Source organism: Proteus sp. MB838 (genome assembly GCF_054767435.1).
Genome location: NZ_BAABMO010000004.1, coordinates 115169 through 132282 on the forward strand (window position 1 = coordinate 115169; position 17114 = coordinate 132282).

Here is a 17114-nt window from a genome sequence, read left to right on the forward strand (position 1 = left end):
TTATTTATAAAAAATAAAAAGGCTATTTTTTTAATAGCCTTTTAGGTTATATGTTATTAATGTTTTCTTATATTGGAAACAACGATTTTTGCAGTAATAAATGCAATCAGTGGGGTAATAGAAAATACAATAAATAACCAATGGGCTGCATTTTGTGCGCCAGCAATACCTCCGGGGTTGGTTAATCCTGCCATATTTACAACAGTACCTGAAATGGCAGCACCTACAGCGGTTGAAAATAGCTGAATAGTGGTGATTGACGTCGCCGCTTTTTGCGCTTCTTCCCCTTGAGAAACCTGTAATACACGAGTGAGATAATGAGGCCAAGCCATGCCAATTCCTGCACCTGTAAAAAAGAGGGCTAGACAAATAATAATCACTTGCCCATAAGGTAAAAGAAGATAATTTGAAATTAATAAGCCAAGAACAATTATGGCAGTAAAGTTAATGGCAGGGCCGATACGCATAAGACGCTGAGCAATACCGCTTGGTTGAGATGAAGAGATAATAGCCGAAAAAGACCAACCAGCACCGACTAAAGCAGCTAAATAACCGGAAAGTAACGGAGTAATACCATGGATCATTTGTAAAAAATAGGGCACAAACACTTCTGTCTGAACACTTATTCCTAGCAATGCCATAGTCAGATAAATAGGGGATAGTGGGGCTGAAAAAGAGAATGTTCCTTTAGGAAAAAGCCCATCATGAGATCTCTTATCGATATAAATTAATAATAAGATAAAAATAATTGCTAATAGAAAAGATAAAATATGATATAGCGTAACGTGATACAAGCTACCGATTGAGATAGATAACACTGCTAATATTAATAAGGTAAGTTGTAGGTAGGGAAGTGATGTTTTTTTGTTAGCAATATCAGCACTGTTTTCCTTAGGAAGGATAGTAAACAGTAGAATAGCATAAGGAATGCCTACACAAAGAATAGACCAAAAAGCACCCCGCCAAATATTATATTCTGCAAATATTCCTCCTAATGCGGGACCCAGCAACGTTGATATTCCCCACATACTGGACATTAACGCCATAGCTCGAGACCATAATGGTTGCGGAAACATCACCCTGACCAATGAATAAGCTAAAGCCAGTAACATTCCGCCTCCCGCACCTTGAATAAATCGGCCAACCAACAAGATTGGCATTGAAGGGGCGGTAGCACAGATAATAGAGCCTGCTAAAAAGCAGAGTGTGGCAAATAAGTAGCTATTACGTGGCGCGAGCAAAATTAATAAACGAGAAGTCAACGCTGAAGAGAGAATGGATGCCAAAATAAAAACGGTGGTATTCCATGCATATAAATTAAGCCCACCGATATCACGAACAATAGAAGGTAGGGTGGTAATGGTGATATAGACATTAATAGCATGTAATGCCACTCCCCCTGCTAAAGCGAGTGATTTTAGACTATTTCGTCCTTTAAGTAGCATTCCCCAGCTCGCATCTTCCTTTTTATACTGACTCCCCGACATAAAATACTCCTAACGATTATTTTTGTGTGCTACACATAATACGTAAGTTTACAAAAGTCATTGCGCCAATTAGAGGAGAATGATACAACCGATAGAGGTCGTTTTGTCAAAACATATTCAGATAGGGTGAATTTGAATGAGTCAGGTATATAACTTTAGTGCAGGTCCGGCCATGTTACCGGCAGAAGTTCTTCGTCGTGCAGAATTAGAATTATGCAACTGGCACGGATTAGGGCGTTCTGTTATGGAGATCAGCCACCGCAGTAAAGAATTTTTGGAGGTTGCCCATCAGGCAGAGCAAGATCTACGGGATCTACTCAATGTACCAGAAAATTATAAAATTCTGTTCTGTCATGGTGGCGCTCGTGGTCATTTTGCGGCATTACCGCTTAATTTATTAGGTGAGAAAACCACCGCTGATTATATCGATGGAGGATATTGGGCTAAAAGTGCTGCCGATGAAGCGGAAAAATATTGTTCACCTAATATCATTAAAATAAAAACAGAAATTGACGGTAAAATCGCGGTTAAGCCAATGAAAGAGTGGCAATTAAGTGATAATGCAGCCTATGTGCATTATTGCCCAAATGAGACTATCGATGGGATTGCTATCCACGAAGAGCCGGATTTTGATGATAAAAAAATTGTTATTGCCGACTACTCTTCCGCTATTTTATCTCAGCCACTTGATGTTAGCCGTTTTGGCATGATTTACGCTGGAGCACAAAAAAATATTGGTCCTGCGGGGTTAACACTGGTAATTATTCGCGAAGATTTACTGGGTAAAGCACGTAAAGAAACCCCTTCAGTGTTTGATTACACAGTACTGGCTGAAAATGACTCCATGTTTAATACACCGCCGACTTTTGCTTGGTACTTATCAGGCATGGTGTTTAAATGGTTAAAAGAGCAAGGTGGCTTGCAAGAGATAGCAAAACGCAATTATGAGAAAGCGACACTGCTTTATAGTGCGATTGATAACAGTGATTTCTATATTAACCGTATTGCCACAGAAAACCGCTCTTTGATGAACGTACCTTTCCAAATGTCTTCTCCTGCTTTAGATGCGGTTTTCTTAAAAGAAGCTGAAGAGCAAGGATTAGTTGCGCTGAAAGGGCACCGTGTTTCAGGCGGTATGCGAGCCTCTATTTATAACGCAATGCCTTTTGCTGGTGTACAAGCATTAGTTGATTTTATGGCTGATTTTGAGCGTCGCCACGCTTAATGGTTACCTTTTCACTGTTGCAAAACCTGTCTTATTGGCAGGTTTTCTGATAATTAAAGCACAGAGAGCCAACAACTGTTATTTCTGTGCCAATATGGCAAATAGATAAATATTAATTACGATAATCATACTATTTGACATTATTACACAGCGTCTCTACCTATTTTGACTTATCTAGCGGAGCTTTTACCTGTTTATGGAATCGTTGACATTACAACCCATCGTACATATTGAAGGCACTATCAATTTACCCGGTTCAAAAAGTGTCTCTAACCGTGCACTTTTATTGGCAGCTTTAGCCAAGGGAAAAACGCGTTTAACTAATTTATTAGATAGTGATGATATTCGTCATATGCTCAATGCATTAACTGCCTTAGGGGTACAATATCAATTATCAAATAATAATACGGTATGTGATATTGAAGGGTTAGCAGGTTCTTTTCATCCCCAGCAGCCACTTGAGCTTTTTTTAGGTAATGCAGGAACAGCGATGCGCCCATTGGCGGCAGCTTTAAGCCTCGGAGAGCACGATATTGTTCTTACGGGTGAGCCTCGTATGAAAGAGCGTCCTATTGGTCATTTAGTGGATGCGTTACGTCAAGGGGGGGCAAAGATTGATTACCTTGAACAAACGGATTATCCGCCGCTACGTGTTTGTGGGGGATTTTCGGGGGGAAGCGTTGATGTTGATGGCTCCGTTTCCAGCCAATTTCTGACCGCATTACTAATGATGGCGCCTTTAGCTCAGCAAGACACCACTATTACCATTAAAGGTGAATTAGTCTCTAAACCTTATATTGATATCACGTTAGCCTTGATTAACACTTTTGGTGGAGAAATTGAAAATCAAAACTATCAGCGTTTTATGATTAAAGGTGGTCAACAATATCAATCTCCGGGTAAATATTTGGTTGAAGGCGATGCATCTTCTGCCTCTTATTTTTTGGCGGCAGCCGCCATTAAAGGAGGGATCGTGCGAGTAACCGGCATTGGTAAAAATAGCTTGCAAGGTGATATCCATTTTGCGTCTGTGCTTGAAAAAATGGGGGCTACAATACGTTGGGGTGACGATTATATAGAGTGTGAACGTGGCAAGTTAAAAGGGATAGATATGGATATGAATACTATTCCTGATGCGGCAATGACGATTGCTACGACAGCGCTTTTTGCTGAGGGTGAAACGACTATCCGTAATATTTATAACTGGCGGGTAAAAGAAACCGACCGTCTATCTGCCATGGCGACAGAATTACGTAAAGTTGGTGCGATGGTTGACGAAGGTCGCGACTACTTAACTGTGATACCGCCTAAACAGTTAACGACGGCTGAAATAAAAACCTATAATGATCACCGGATAGCTATGTGTTTTTCACTGGTGGCATTGTCTAACACGCCGATTACTATTCTTGATCCTGGCTGTACGGCAAAAACATTCCCTGACTATTTTGAAAAACTAGCAAGTATTTCTCATGCAAAAGTTTAATTAAAATAGCATCAATTAAATCGATAGTATTGGCTTTTCTCTAGTACGATACTATCGATTTTCTTAATTTAAGCGTGTTTTTATTCTATAAATAAGTAGATTAATAAAAAATTATCTTTAAAAAGCACAGCTTGTTTTTAACTGCTTGTTTCCTCCTCTAGAGAGTATGCGTATAATGACGCGCAATATATTAATACTGTTTTTCTCTGTTTAGAGCTTATGTTGTAGAACGCCATAGGTTCACGGCAGTAAATATAGAAAAACAGTACCCATGAAAAGGAGAAACTCATGGCGGTTATCGTCCCTGTAATTACTGTTGATGGGCCTAGCGGAGCAGGTAAAGGAACATTGTGTCAAGCATTAGCAAAAGCCTTTGGTTGGCATTTACTTGATTCCGGTGCTATTTACCGTGTATTAGCATTAGCAGCATTACATCATCATGTGGACATTACATCAGAAGATGCATTAGTGCCTTTAGCGGCGAATTTGGATGTGCGCTTTATTCCTAATGAAAATGGATTAAGTGTTATTCTGGAAGGTGAAGATGTTTCAACCGAAATTCGTACTGAAACCGTTGGCAACACAGCGTCACAAGCAGCAACGTTTCCTCGCGTAAGAGAAGCATTATTACGCCGTCAGCGTGCATTTCGTACTGCACCGGGATTAATTGCTGATGGCCGAGATATGGGCACAATCGTTTTTCCTGATGCGCAAGTAAAAATATTTCTTGATGCCAGTGCGCAAGAGCGTGCACGTCGTCGCATGTTACAGTTGCAGGAGAAAGGCTTTAATGTTAACTTTGAACGCCTTTTATCCGAGATAAAAGAGCGTGATTATCGTGATAGAAATCGCGCAGTAGCGCCTTTGGTTGCGGCAAAAGATGCATTAATTCTCGATTCAACAAGCTTATCTATTGATGAAGTTATTGAAAAATCGTTAGCTTATGCGAAAAAAATCTGCAATTAACAGCGTAATTCGTTTTTATTTCGTTTATACTAGGTAATTATTAAAATCGGGTTGACGTGTTAATGAATACACAATAATGCCCGATGACCTTGTCACAAAGGATGTAACGAGGTATGTGAAACAACCCCATTCGGCCGGATGCTAAATGGACGTTAATTAAATTTACTTGAAGATCATTAACATGACAGAATCTTTTGCTCAACTCTTTGAAGAATCCCTAAAAACAATCGAAACTCGTCCAGGTGCAATCGTTCGTGGCGTTGTTGTTGCTATCGATAAAGACGTTGTTCTGGTTGATGCAGGTCTGAAATCAGAATCTGCGATTCCTGTAGAACAATTCAAAAACGCGCAAGGCGAATTAGAAATCCAAGTGGGTGACGAAATTGACGTTGCTCTGGACGCGGTTGAAGATGGCTTCGGTGAAACCGTTCTGTCTCGTGAGAAAGCTAAACGTCACGAAGCGTGGCTGATGCTGGAAAAAGCTTACGAAGAAAACGAAACTGTTGTTGGTATCATCAACGGTAAAGTTAAAGGTGGTTTCACTGTTGAACTGAACGGCATTCGTGCGTTCTTACCGGGTTCACTGGTAGACGTTCGCCCAGTTCGCGATACAACTCATCTGGAAAACAAAGAGCTTGAGTTCAAAGTCATCAAATTAGACCAAAAACGTAACAACGTTGTTGTGTCTCGTCGTGCGGTTATCGAATCTGAGAACAGCGCAGAACGTGATCAACTGTTAGAAAACCTGCAAGAAGGCATGGAAGTTAAAGGTATCGTTAAGAACCTTACTGACTACGGTGCATTCGTTGATCTGGGCGGTGTTGACGGCTTACTGCACATCACTGATATGGCTTGGAAACGTGTTAAACACCCAAGCGAAATTGTCAATGTTGGCGACGAAATCACTGTTAAAGTCCTGAAATTCGACCGTGAGCGTACTCGCGTATCATTAGGTCTGAAACAACTGGGCGAAGATCCATGGGTAGCTATCGCTAAACGTTATCCAGAAGGTACTAAACTGACTGGTCGTGTAACTAACCTGACTGACTATGGTTGCTTCGTAGAAATCGAAGAAGGCGTTGAAGGTCTGGTACACGTTTCTGAAATGGATTGGACTAACAAAAACATTCACCCATCTAAAGTTGTTAACGTTGGTGATGTTGTTGAAGTTATGGTTCTTGACATCGATGAAGAACGTCGTCGTATTTCACTGGGTCTGAAACAGTGTAAAGCAAATCCATGGCAGCAATTCGCAGAAACTCACAACAAAAACGACCGTGTTGAAGGTAAAATCAAGTCTATCACTGACTTCGGTATCTTCATCGGCTTAGACGGTGGTATTGACGGTCTGGTTCACTTATCTGACATTTCTTGGAATGTTGCAGGTGAAGAAGCTGTTCGTGAGTACAAAAAAGGCGACGAAATCGCTGCAGTAGTACTGCAAGTTGACGCTGAGCGTGAGCGTATCTCTCTGGGCGTTAAACAATTATCAGAAGATCCATTCAATAATTACCTGTCTGCTCACAAAAAAGGTGCTATTGTTTCTGGTAAAGTAACTGCTGTTGATGCTAAAGGCGCAACTGTAGAATTAGCTGACGGCGTTGAAGGTTACCTACGTGCTTCAGAAGCTTCACGTGACCGCGTTGAAGATGCAACTCTGGTTCTGAATGTTGGCGATGCTGTAGAAGCTAAATACACTGGTGTTGACCGTAAAAACCGCGTTATCAACCTGTCTGTTCGTGCTAAAGACGAAGCAGATGAGAAAGACGCTATCGCTTCTGTAAACAACAAAGAAGAAGCTGGTTTTTCAAACAACGCTATGGCTGAAGCTTTCAAAGCAGCTAAAGGCGAATAATTTAAGTTATTAACGGAAGGCAGCGAGAGTCGTTGCCTATTTATCGGTAGTCTAGGGAGGTAATATGACCAAGTCTGAGTTAATCGAGAGACTTGCAGGCCTACAATCTCATCTTTCGGCTAAGACGGTTGAAGAAGCTGTAAAAGAAATGCTTGATCATATGGCTGATACTTTGGCTGATGGTGAGCGTATCGAAGTCCGCGGATTCGGCAGTTTTTCTCTACACTACCGTGCGCCGCGTACGGGTCGTAACCCGAAAACTGGTGATAAGGTAGAGCTGGAAGGTAAATACGTTCCACACTTTAAGCCAGGTAAAGAGTTACGTGACCGTGTAAATATTTATACGGAATAATAGTTTCCTATCAAATAGGCATAAAGTTAGTAAACTTTTTCAAAAACGGTGCTTCGGTGCCGTTTTTTATTGGTTATCGGTTGGTATTAAGTTACGTTCTATTCTCTATTCTCTATTCTCTATTCTCTATTCTCTATTCTCTATATTCTTTATCACTTCTCTATATTCTCTTTATTAGCGATTGTTGTAAGACATTGGGCTTACCTTACGTGATCTTTATCTATTTGGCTTGAGTTAATTTTGATATTTGCCGTTATTCCATCACTTTTTAGAACAACTTCGCAAAAAATAGTGTATGCGCTTAAAACGAAAGTTTTTATTAAAAGAGAGTTCGAAAAAAATACGATTTTAACTATCTTAGATAACAATTTAACAGCATGATATTACAAGGAAAAATTAATTATATGGATGTAAAATATGATTTTATTAGCCAAGATAAAATATATTTATAGAAATAAAATAGCGTTAATAAAATGGCATTATCTATATGCTAAATATATTGCAATGCTAGGGCTAAAACCTCTTAATATAGATTATCTTGCCGTTATCATTATATTAAGTTGCTTACCTTTACTTATTCAACGTGAAACACTGAGTTTATCTCTGAGCTATACACTGATTATCGTAGGGATATTGTTATATTTAATTCCTTTTTCATACTTACGTTTTTTGTTGCTATTACTCTTTTTTTGGTGCTATGCAAACAGTACTGCCTCCTCTTTAATGGTCAAAACCTCTCAACTTGCTGACACCATTGCCACAATAGAAAGCGCAATTCTAGAATATCGTCGCTTGCCGGATAGCAATATAATGATTAAAGTTGCTATTCCTAAACAGCATCTCTTTTCTGCTAAACTCTATGCCAATATATATTGGCGTCATCCACCTAAAAATGTCGTAGTCGGGCAAACATGGCTGTTTAAAATTCACTTTCGTGCAGTACATAGTTATTTAAATGAGGGAGGATTTGATAGCCAAAAATATGCAGTTTCAGTAAGAGAAACATTGTCAGGAAAAATATTATCAGCCACATTAACGAATTCTCACCTTCCTATTTATACTCAATTTATTCACTATCTTTCATCTTATTGGCAAGCCACAAAAAATAGTGGTGAAATCACAGCATTAGTGTTAGGTGATAAACGAGGTATTTCTGCCAAAAATAAAATACTTTATATGAAAACAGGTATTTCGCACCTTATTGTGATTTCAGGGCTGCATATTGGCCTTGCTGCTCTGTTTGGTTGGCTGATAGCGAGAGGAGTACAATATCTTTTCCCAACGCAATGGATTAACCCACAATTTCCTTTGGTTATTAGTTTAGGTTGTGGTGTTTTTTATGCGGCTTTATCAGGATGGGGGATCCCCGCAACAAGAGCGATAATAGGCCTAACTATTTGGGTTTTACTCCATTGGCGTAGTGGGCTTTTTTTACCTTGGCAGTGGGCGATTTGGAGTGCAGCAGTGATTTTATTGCTTGATCCGCTCGCCATATTATCCGCTAGTTTTTGGTTATCCTTTTCTGCGGTATTTGCCATCATTGTTTGGTATTGGCTCTATCCATTAAATAAAAGATTTAGCCAGCAAAAACGTTGGTTTGTTATTAGACTCATTCATTTGCAACTAGGACTATTGATCATCTTATTACCCTTTCAATACTACTTATTTGGTGGTGGTAATCTTTTTAGCTTGCTTGTTAATTTATGGGCTGTGCCTATTATTTCGTTTATTACCGTACCACTTATTATGTGTGGGCTATTTACTGCCTTTTTACCTGTTCTACAACCTATTATTTGGTCATGGGTTGATCAGTCTATCAATTGGGCATTTTTCTGTGCGCCTTATTTTCTTGCGTATTGACAACCCTGTGGCGCTGTCCCTTGGTTATTTGCATTAAGCGGTATTATAACTCTTTTAGTTATTAAAATGAGCTGGTGGCGTCATCATGTGATTATTTTGATCACTATTGCTACTTTTTTATATTGTGAACTGTCTTTCTCTAAACGTTATGATTGGCGAATAACCATGTTAGATGTTGGACATGGTTTAGCTATTATTATTGAAAAAGAGGGAGAAGCGGTTATCTATGACACAGGGATACGCTGGAAAAGTGGTGGCACTATTGCTAAAAATGTCATTATTCCCTATCTAACGCATCATCGATCACAGCCTGTTGCCATGATAATTAGCCATGATCACCTTGATCATACCGGTGGTATTGACGACTTATTACGTGCTTATCCCAAGTTAACTATCCGTAGTAGCTTTGACAATCCCCAACATTTACCGTGCTTACAAGGGGGAGTATGGCAATGGAAAGACCTTACTTTCAACGCGCTCTGGCCGCTGACATTATCTCGTTCACCTAAAAATAATGATTCTTGTGTGATTTCATTAACGGATGGTAACAGTGTTATTTTATTAACAGGCGATCTGGAAAAAGAGGGGGAAGCACAATTACTGAGAAGGAAAAAAGCCTATTTAAAAGCGGATATTTTACAAGTTCCTCATCATGGTAGCCAAACATCATCCACATTGGCGTTTATTCAAGCAATATCACCAAAATATGCACTAGTTTCTGCTGCACGTTATAGCCCTTGGCGTTTACCTTCTGATAAAGTACATAACCGTTATAAAAAAGAGGCCATTGATTGGCTAACAACATCGATAAATGGGCAAATTTCTATCGAGTTTAAACACGGAAAGATTGATGTATACACCTATAGACGAGATATTTTACCTCGTTGGTATCATCAGTGGTTTGGTGTTTTGACGTTTCCCGAGTAGAATAGCCCGCTATTTATTAAAAGTTTGGTAATATATATGAATGGTATAGACCTATCAACGTGGCAAACATTCCGACGCTTATGGCCGATGATTCGGATCTTTAAAGCGGGGTTGTTTGCTGCAGCAGGCGCATTAATCATAAATGCGGGTGTTGATGCATTTATGATCTCTTTATTGAAACCTCTACTTGATGAAGGTTTCGGTAAAGCAAGTAATGATGTATTAAAATGGATGCCTTTAGCCGTTATTGGCCTGATAGTTCTGCGTGGTATATCTAACTTTATTTCTAGTTACTGCCTTTCTTGGGTATCAGGAAAAGTCGTGATGAATATGCGCCGTCGGCTGTTTTCTCATATTATGGGAATGCCGGTGAGCTTTTTTGATCAGCAATCTACAGGTACGTTATTATCACGTATTACCTATGATTCAGAACAGGTCGCTTCATCTTCATCAGGGGCTTTGATCACTGTTGTCCGTGAAGGGGCTTATATCATCGGCTTATTTGGCCTGATGTTCTACTATAGCTGGCAGTTATCACTTATCTTGATTGTGATCGCACCTATTGTGGCGGTGGTGATCAGAATGGTATCAACACGCTTTAGAACCATCAGTAAGCGTATCCAAAATAGTATGGGGCAGGTGACAACAAGTGCTGAACAAATGCTTAAAGGTCATAAAGAAGTCTTAATTTTTAATGGTCAAGAAGTTGAGAATAAGCGCTTTAATCATGTCAGTAACCATATTCGTCGCCAAGGTATGCGTATGGTGGTGGCATCTTCTATATCAGATCCCATTATCCAGCTTATTGCTTCTTTTGCTTTAGCCTTTGTTTTATATGCAGCCAGTTTTCCTGAGATTATGGATACCCTGACTGCAGGGACAATTACGGTGGTCTTCTCTTCAATGGTCGCTTTAATGCGCCCATTAAAATCATTAACTAACGTTAATGCTCAATTCCAACGAGGCATGGCTGCTTGCCAAACATTATTTGCTATCCTTGATATGGAACAAGAGAAAGATACCGGCACCCTTGAGCTGAAAAAACCAACAGGTGATATTGAGTTCCGTAATGTCACTTTCCAATATATCACCAAAGATACACCTGCTTTGAAAAATCTGTCCTTCACTATTCCTGAAGGGAAAACAGTGGCACTAGTAGGGCGTTCAGGCTCAGGTAAATCTACCATTGCAAACCTCCTCACTCGTTTTTATGACGTTAATGAAGGGGAGATTTTGATCAATGGTCACGATATTCGTGATTACACATTAAGATCACTACGTAATCAGGTTGCGTTAGTTTCACAAAATGTGCATCTGTTTAATGAAACGGTAGCAAACAATATTGTTTATGCTTGTGAAGACCAATATACCCGTGAGGATATCGAGAAAGCGGCTAAAATGGCCCATGCTATGGACTTTATCCAAAAATTAGATAATGGTCTCGATACTGAAATTGGTGAAAATGGCGTGTTGTTATCAGGTGGTCAGCGTCAACGTATTGCCATCGCAAGGGCACTATTGCGTGATGCGCCTATTCTTATCTTAGATGAGGCAACTTCAGCATTAGATACTGAATCAGAGCGGGCAATTCAAGCTGCACTTGATGAACTGCAAAAAAATAGAACATCATTAGTGATTGCTCACCGTCTATCAACCATTGAAAAAGCAGATGAAATTTTAGTGATTGAAGATGGGGAAATTGTTGAACGTGGTGCTCATCTTGATTTAATTGAGCGAAAAGGCGTTTATGCTCAGCTACACAGGATGCAATTTGGCAAATGATTGAGCGGATTTGGTCTGGTAAATCGTGGTGTTACCTTCTTTTATTGCCTTTTTCATGGCTCTATGGGGCGATCAGCCTTTTTAGGCGTTTTGCCTATAAACAAGGCTGGTTATCCTCATGGAAATCCCCCGTACCTGTTGTTGTGGTAGGTAACTTAACGGCGGGAGGTAATGGTAAAACACCAGTGGTGATTTGGCTTGTTGAGCAATTAAAAGCACAAGGCTTTAAACCTGCGGTTGTTTCTCGTGGTTATGGCGGGAAATCAGACCAATATCCTTTATTATTGTCGCCAGAAACACAGCCGGCCGTCGCAGGAGATGAACCGGTTTTAATTTATCATCGCACTGGAGTACCTGTTGCCGTTGCTCCTTCTCGCAGTGATGCAGTCAAAGCGCTATTAGCGCAATATGATCTTGATATTATTATTACTGATGATGGATTACAGCATTATGCCCTACAGCGAGATTATGAAATCGTTGTTATTGATGGACAACGGCGTTTTGGTAATGGCTGGTGGTTGCCCGCAGGGCCGATGAGAGAGCGCGCTCATCGTCTTGATTCTGTTGATGCGGTTATTGTCAATGGTGGTGATTGTCAAGCGAATGAAATAGCGATGAGTTTAGAGGGAGAAATCGCGGTAAATCTAAAGACAGGTGAGAAAAAAGCTATTACTGAGTTGGGTAATGCAGTTGCTATGGCAGGGATTGGTCATCCTCCTCGTTTCTTTAATTCCTTGCAAGATAAAGGGGTTAAGTTAATTGCGACTAAAGCCTTTAATGATCATAGTGAATATACCCTACAAGAGTTACAAATACTGACGCCTCACCAAGAGCCTCTGATTATGACAGAAAAAGATGCAGTTAAATGCCAGCATTTTGCGCAAAACAACTGGTGGTATTTGCCTGTCAGTGCGGTATTGGAAGATCTATCTGTGCTAAATCAAGTCAGCCAATTAGTGACAACGCGAAAAAAACTTGTATATGATCTGAAACAATGATATTTATAATGGAAATCAGGATAGCGTTACATAAAGATTACCTACCCACTAATCGCATACCGCTTTTGTCGTAGTTCAATTTAACTCGCTAATACCCTATCTACTCAAAAGCCTTGTGTGGAGAGTTTTTAGATCTTTATTGTAGAGTTAATATTGTTATGCTGTGGATATTATTCGTGCTTGATAGTTAAAATGCTTTCGAATAGAAATTACTTTATCATTTATATCAAGCAAGTTTATTGATAGGTACAGGCTACAATATAGAATATGTCATATATTTGTCATGAATATTTTGTAGTTTAGTGTCTGTTCAATAAATAGTTATCTAATTTAGCTATCACGATTTTGAACATTTATATTGAATAATAAAATGCACTACTTAAATTAATGTGTTCAGAATTTAATGGGGTTTTATATAAGAAGACTTAATAAAAAGTAGAATGCATGTGTATAGAAGATAAAAACTATACAAAGAACAAAAGGAGTTTATCTATCATGACATTACAATTAAGAATGGGTCGCGTAAAATGGTTTGACAATAATAAAGGATATGGTCTTATTGTTGCAAAAGATCTTGAACAAGATATTTACGTCAATAAAAAAGCGATTGCCAATACAAAAAATAAAGCACTAACCGAAGGCCAAGACGTTGAGTTTTCTGTTATCAAAACAGCAGCAGGTCTAGAAGCCGCTGATGTTATCGGGTTCTAAATAGTCGACACCTATAATAAATGGGCAAGACCATGTTTTAACCTATTGATTTAATTAAAATCTATCATTACGTTGATGCAAAAAGGATAAAATAAGACGTTATCACTGATTGCTCAAGGTAATATAAAATGGTTGCCACGTTAATTAGAATGCAATAAAGATAATAAAAAGGTTAAATTATTATCAATAAAAGCGGAATGTAATTCTTTATTAATGATGTTGCAGACAAAACGATAAAAGGCCACATTATTGTGGCTTTTTTGTTGCTTATAGTGAAAAAGAAAATAGTAAATTTATTAATAGAGAAAATATTTAGCGAATAATTACCAAACCCGCGGTGTAGAGTATTAACGCTGATCCTTCCTTATGATATCCTTTTATCCTATAACATGATTAACCCTTGTGAGGGACAAAATGGATCACCGCTTACTCGAAATTATTGCTTGCCCAGTTTGCCATGGCAAACTTATCTTTGATAAAGAAAATTCAGAGCTTATCTGCAAAATTGATCATCTCGCTTATCCTGTTCGTGACAATATTCCGGTTCTACTAGAGAATGAAGCCAGAGAGTTGTCATTAGAAGAGGAAAAATAACCTAATGTTTACGGTCATTATCCCAGGTCGATATGCGTCGACTCGGTTACCCGGTAAGCCACTTGCTGATATTCATGGCAAACCGATGATTGTTCGTGTTATGGAACAAGCAAAGCGTTCAGGTGCTAAACGTGTCATTGTTGCAACTGATAACTTAGATGTGGTTCGTGCTGTTGAACAAGCGGGTGGAGAAGCGTGTATGACCCGTGAAGACCACCACTCAGGTACAGAGCGTTTAGCTGAGGTTATCGAAAAATATCAATTCGCAGATGATGAGATAATCGTTAATGTACAAGGCGATGAACCACTTATTCCACCCGCAATTATTACGCAAGTGGCAGAAAATTTAGCTAATTGTGGTGCAGGTATGGCAACTCTTGCTGTGCCTATCGTCGACTCAAAAGAAGCCTTTAATCCTAACGCTGTAAAAGTGGTTATGGATGCGAAAGGTTTTGCACTGTACTTTTCTCGAGCCACTATTCCTTGGGAAAGAGATCGTTTTAATCTCTCTCATGATGAAATAGGCGAGCATTACTTACGTCATATCGGTATTTACGCTTATCGTGCAGGCTTTATTCGTCGTTATATTACTTGGGAGCCAAGCCCATTGGAGTCTATCGAAATGTTAGAGCAGCTGCGTGTATTGTGGTATGGCGAGAAAATCCATGTAGCAAAAGCGCTTGAAGTACCGGGTGTCGGGGTTGATACTCAAGATGACTTAATTGCCGCGAGAGCCGCTTTTCGGGCACTAAACCAAGAGTTCTAATATTTGCAATATATTGCAAATTAATGTTTAACGGCACTGGTATTCAGTGCCGTTGTTGTTTTCTTCCATCGATAAAAAAGAGGATTGATTACTTTTTACCTAATGATCTCATTCTTTATGCACTATTTTATGCCATTGTCAGCTTCATTTTTATTCTCAACAACCTCCTCTACACTAGATGGTTCGCTAGGTTTTATGGTTTGCCAAATCGAGCCGATAAATTCATACCATGCTCGCTCACTATGCTGAAAATAATACGCGGAAGGGGTATATTTTTCCCAAGGATGCAGAGGGGTAGTAATGGCTAGCTGATTAGCAGGTGCAACAATAGGGTGCATACCTCTAGCTAAAAAGAAACGTTCTGCTCGCGCTAAATGGTTTGCTGAGGTCACCAATAAAAAAGGTTGTTTACCGATAAGTTTATCCACTTCATACGCTTCTTCTTCGGTATCTTTAGGTTGAGAAAGGGCGATCGTTTTTTCTGCTGGAACACCTAATGATTGTGCAACTTGTGCAGCCACTTCGGCGCTACTTATTTTATTGACGCCGGCACCACCGGTAAAAATTAAGCTGGCATTAGGATAACGATAATAAAGCCTTACGCCTTCAGCAACACGAAATAAGCTATTATTTAGCAGGTTAGCACTAGGTGCCCATTCAGGGTTATAAGTAAAACCGCCCCCTAAAACGACAATGTAGTTAACATCTTGTGGTGAGTTTTCGCGTAATTCATAACGTGCTTGATACGCTTTTTCACTCGGCATCAATAGAGTATCTGCGACAGGTTGCATGCCTAACAGCGTAAGTAACACAATCACGATAGTGAGTACGCTTTTTCCTGTTTTTTGCCAACGAGTAAACCACAGTAAAATAAGCGCAAAAAAAGCAATTATTAATAACAGCGGTAGTGGCATGATTAGGCTACCAAGATATTTTTTGAGCAAAAACAGCATAAATCTTCCTAAGCTGAGTGAAATGTCAGCAACTGAGAGTAAAAATCTAGTGAAAACTAGGGGATTGATAAAGCATTGTGTCAAAATAGCGTATAAGTATAGTTTTTACTAAATGCTAACGAACAGAAATACTCACTAATTTAGAAATTGTAAAACGATAAACGTTTGAGCGTTAATTTTTTCATTAATAAGCGTTATATTTATACTGCGCTTTGCGAATAATCTGATTCATGGCTTATTTTGTGATTGAAAACAGCCAGTATCATCGAACACTGGTAAAATTGTTGTCTTTGTTTACCTTCAGTACAGTGTCTCATATTTTTGAATTTATCAGAATGCAAAGAGCGCAAGTAACAAGTTGTTATCATGAGGCGTTTTAATGTCAGACCGTAATTTTGACGATATTGCTGATAAATTCTCTCGCAATATCTATGGCACAACAAAAGGAAAAATCCGCCAAGCGGTGATTTGGGATGATTTACAACAATTATTAACTCAACTCCCTGATCGTCCGTTGCGTATTTTAGATGCGGGGGTGGTGAAGGTTATTTTTCCAGACAACTGGCAAAATTAGGGCACCAGATAATTTTATGTGATCTATCACAAGAGATGCTTAACCGCGCACAAAAAGCGGCTATTGATGAAGGTGTTGTCAATCAAATGACGTTTATTTGTTGTGCAGCACAAGAGATAAACCAGCATCTAGATGATGGTGTTGACTTAATTCTATTCCATGCCGTATTAGAGTGGATCACAGATCAGAAAAACGCCATAAATGTCCTTACCGATATGCTACTTCCTAATGGTATCCTATCGTTAATGTTTTACAATGCGAATGGTATTGTCATGAGAAATGCTATTTTGGGAAATTTCCATTTGGCAAATCCGGAAATACCACGCAGAAGAAAACGCTCATTATCCCCACAAAATCCGCTACAACCTGAGGATGTTTATCAATGGTTAGCGTCATTTTCAATGACGATTTTAGGAAAAACGGGAGTGCGTGTTTTTCATGACTATTTGCAAAGTCGTCAGTTGCAAAATAAAGATTTTCCAGCGTTGCTTGCCTTAGAGCAACGCTATTGTCGGCAAGAGCCCTATATCAGTCTGGGGCGTTACATTCATGTCATGGCACAAAAGTGTGTAAATTAAGGA

General features: G+C 39.3%; 12 protein-coding genes and 2 pseudogenes. 12 read left to right on the plus strand and 2 right to left on the minus strand.

The features are described 5' to 3' along the window. Nucleotides 1–56: 56 nt before the first annotated feature. On the minus strand, nt 57–1487 hold the full coding sequence (locus ACYUCW_RS03050) for an MFS transporter (RefSeq protein ID WP_004247627.1): 1431 nt from the start codon (nt 1485–1487) through the stop codon (nt 57–59). Between the two features lie 136 nt (nt 1488–1623). Here ACYUCW_RS03050 and serC point away from each other — a divergent pair, with 136 nt between their 5' ends. The 11 genes and pseudogenes from serC to kdsB all read left to right on the plus strand — a co-directional run bounded on the left by serC (nt 1624) and on the right by kdsB (nt 15006). Continuing rightward, complete coding sequence (gene serC, locus ACYUCW_RS03055; RefSeq protein ID WP_004244582.1) at nt 1624–2712, plus strand: 3-phosphoserine/phosphohydroxythreonine transaminase; 1089 nt, start codon at nt 1624–1626, stop codon at nt 2710–2712. A 196-nt stretch (nt 2713–2908) separates the two neighbouring features. Continuing rightward, on the plus strand, nt 2909–4195 hold the full coding sequence (gene aroA / locus ACYUCW_RS03060; protein ID WP_004244584.1) for a 3-phosphoshikimate 1-carboxyvinyltransferase: 1287 nt from the start codon (nt 2909–2911) through the stop codon (nt 4193–4195). Between the two features lie 288 nt (nt 4196–4483). Continuing rightward, nucleotides 4484–5161, plus strand: a complete 678-nt coding sequence (gene cmk, locus ACYUCW_RS03065) for a (d)CMP kinase (protein WP_004244585.1) — start codon at nt 4484–4486, stop codon at nt 5159–5161. Between the two features lie 181 nt (nt 5162–5342). Continuing rightward, nucleotides 5343–7016 (plus strand): 30S ribosomal protein S1, encoded by a 1674-nt coding sequence (gene rpsA / locus ACYUCW_RS03070; RefSeq protein WP_004244586.1) that lies wholly within the window; start codon nt 5343–5345, stop codon nt 7014–7016. A 64-nt stretch (nt 7017–7080) separates the two neighbouring features. Then, entirely contained in the window at nt 7081–7368 is a 288-nt protein-coding gene (gene ihfB, locus ACYUCW_RS03075) for an integration host factor subunit beta (RefSeq protein ID WP_004244587.1), read from the plus strand. Nucleotides 7369–7872: 504 nt separating this feature from the next. Then, nucleotides 7873–10155: pseudogene (locus ACYUCW_RS03080) on the plus strand (DNA internalization-related competence protein ComEC/Rec2). A 36-nt stretch (nt 10156–10191) separates the two neighbouring features. Then, the gene (gene msbA, locus ACYUCW_RS03085; protein ID WP_460408196.1) at nt 10192–11937 is read left to right on the plus strand and encodes a lipid A ABC transporter ATP-binding protein/permease MsbA; all 1746 of its coding nucleotides are present in this window, start codon (nt 10192–10194) and stop codon (nt 11935–11937) included. Beyond that, nucleotides 11934–12935: a tetraacyldisaccharide 4'-kinase gene (gene lpxK, locus ACYUCW_RS03090; protein WP_046335154.1), complete on the plus strand. Its 1002-nt coding sequence runs from the start codon at nt 11934–11936 to the stop codon at nt 12933–12935. The genes msbA and lpxK overlap by 4 nt, the downstream gene beginning before the upstream one ends. A 495-nt stretch (nt 12936–13430) precedes the next feature. Next, nucleotides 13431–13646, plus strand: coding sequence for a cold-shock protein (locus tag ACYUCW_RS03095; RefSeq protein ID WP_004247631.1), 216 nt, complete (start codon nt 13431–13433; stop codon nt 13644–13646). Nucleotides 13647–14060: 414 nt separating this feature from the next. Further along, complete coding sequence (locus ACYUCW_RS03100) at nt 14061–14240, plus strand: Trm112 family protein (RefSeq protein ID WP_004244593.1); 180 nt, start codon at nt 14061–14063, stop codon at nt 14238–14240. A 4-nt stretch (nt 14241–14244) separates the two neighbouring features. After that, complete coding sequence (gene kdsB, locus ACYUCW_RS03105) at nt 14245–15006, plus strand: 3-deoxy-manno-octulosonate cytidylyltransferase (RefSeq protein ID WP_004244594.1); 762 nt, start codon at nt 14245–14247, stop codon at nt 15004–15006. Between the two features lie 122 nt (nt 15007–15128). Here the strand turns inward: kdsB and elyC are convergent, their stop codons facing one another. Continuing rightward, nucleotides 15129–15959, minus strand: a complete 831-nt coding sequence (gene elyC, locus ACYUCW_RS03110; RefSeq protein WP_004247632.1) for an envelope biogenesis factor ElyC — start codon at nt 15957–15959, stop codon at nt 15129–15131. A gap of 379 nt (nt 15960–16338) precedes the next feature. Here elyC and cmoM point away from each other — a divergent pair. Further along, nucleotides 16339–17111: pseudogene (gene cmoM, locus ACYUCW_RS03115) on the plus strand (tRNA uridine 5-oxyacetic acid(34) methyltransferase CmoM). Nucleotides 17112–17114: the final 3 nt, after the last annotated feature.

Bases quoted from the DNA above. Each gene is read 5' to 3' on its own strand.
- ACYUCW_RS03050 (WP_004247627.1), bottom strand. From the start codon at position 1,487: ATGTCGGGGAGTCAGTATAAAAAGGAAGATGCGAGCTGGGGAATGCTA.
- serC (WP_004244582.1), top strand. From the start codon at position 1,624: ATGAGTCAGGTATATAACTTTAGTGCAGGTCCGGCCATGTTACCGGCA.
- aroA (WP_004244584.1), top strand. From the start codon at position 2,909: ATGGAATCGTTGACATTACAACCCATCGTACATATTGAAGGCACTATC.
- cmk (WP_004244585.1), top strand. From the start codon at position 4,484: ATGGCGGTTATCGTCCCTGTAATTACTGTTGATGGGCCTAGCGGAGCA.
- rpsA (WP_004244586.1), top strand. From the start codon at position 5,343: ATGACAGAATCTTTTGCTCAACTCTTTGAAGAATCCCTAAAAACAATC.
- ihfB (WP_004244587.1), top strand. From the start codon at position 7,081: ATGACCAAGTCTGAGTTAATCGAGAGACTTGCAGGCCTACAATCTCAT.
- msbA (WP_460408196.1), top strand. From the start codon at position 10,192: ATGAATGGTATAGACCTATCAACGTGGCAAACATTCCGACGCTTATGG.
- lpxK (WP_046335154.1), top strand. From the start codon at position 11,934: ATGATTGAGCGGATTTGGTCTGGTAAATCGTGGTGTTACCTTCTTTTA.
- ACYUCW_RS03095 (WP_004247631.1), top strand. From the start codon at position 13,431: ATGACATTACAATTAAGAATGGGTCGCGTAAAATGGTTTGACAATAAT.
- ACYUCW_RS03100 (WP_004244593.1), top strand. From the start codon at position 14,061: ATGGATCACCGCTTACTCGAAATTATTGCTTGCCCAGTTTGCCATGGC.
- kdsB (WP_004244594.1), top strand. From the start codon at position 14,245: ATGTTTACGGTCATTATCCCAGGTCGATATGCGTCGACTCGGTTACCC.
- elyC (WP_004247632.1), bottom strand. From the start codon at position 15,959: ATGCTGTTTTTGCTCAAAAAATATCTTGGTAGCCTAATCATGCCACTA.